At 65.7% G+C, this 642-nt stretch carries 2 protein-coding genes; one reads left to right on the forward strand and one right to left on the reverse strand.

Annotation, left to right across the window (positions count from 1 at the left end):
- Positions 1 to 219: hypothetical protein (locus tag ABTU92_RS29215; RefSeq protein ID WP_408095056.1), on the reverse strand; the 219-nt coding region annotated here is incomplete at its 3' end.
- Here ABTU92_RS29215 and ABTU92_RS29220 point away from each other — a divergent pair.
- Positions 194 to 394, forward strand: a complete 201-nt coding sequence (locus tag ABTU92_RS29220; RefSeq protein ID WP_408095057.1) for a phosphate-starvation-inducible PsiE family protein — start codon at positions 194 to 196, stop codon at positions 392 to 394. The genes ABTU92_RS29215 and ABTU92_RS29220 overlap by 26 nt on opposite strands.
- Positions 395 to 642: the final 248 nt, after the last annotated feature.

Genomic DNA, 642 nt, shown 5'->3' on the forward strand with positions numbered 1-642 from the left:
GCCGGGCGAATCGTCCGGCGGTGCGCCGGTCAACTCGGGGCGCGGGGCGGTCTCATGGCGAAACCGGCATTCAAGGATGGCACGGTCGGGCGGATCATCCACCGGGTGGAGGACGGGTTCCTGCTCGGGATCGCGCTCTTCACCGTCGTCGCGATGGGGCAGGAGGTCTACGCGATCGTTCTGCGCCAAGAAGATGCCCATCACGCTGCCGCTGTTCATCGCCATCACGGCGCTGTCGCGGCTGGTCATCCTGCAGGGCAAGGATCAGCCGCCCGTTAATCTGCTCTACGAGAGCGGCGCCATTCTGGTCCTCGCGCTGGCCTGCGTCGTCATCACCTATCGACACGCGCCCGAGCGGCGGGAGCGTAACCGCACCGAAGCCAACGGGGAGTAGCCGGAATATGACATCTGGCTGATAAGAAACCCGGTTATCGCGGTGCACAGCGACGTCTCGTCGCAACGGTATTGTGATCCCATCACGCCGTGTCTGTCGTTACAGTCGAAGGGCGTCGCGGTTCCTGGAGGGAACCGCCGCCGGAGCATCATGGATGGGACCGCGGCGTGTCCCGTCCGCCGGCACACCTTCGATCACAGCGCAAGGGAAGCCGGCCTTCGCGCGCATAGGGACTGCGGCAGGAGGCC

The organism is Rhodoplanes sp. SY1 (genome assembly GCF_046000175.1).
Classification (GTDB): Bacteria; Pseudomonadota; Alphaproteobacteria; order Rhizobiales; family Xanthobacteraceae; genus Rhodoplanes.

What these genes read in the sequence shown, in the direction of transcription:
- ABTU92_RS29220 (WP_408095057.1), top strand. Translation starts at nt 194, where the DNA reads ATGCCCATCACGCTGCCGCTGTTCATCGCCATCACGGCGCTGTCGCGG.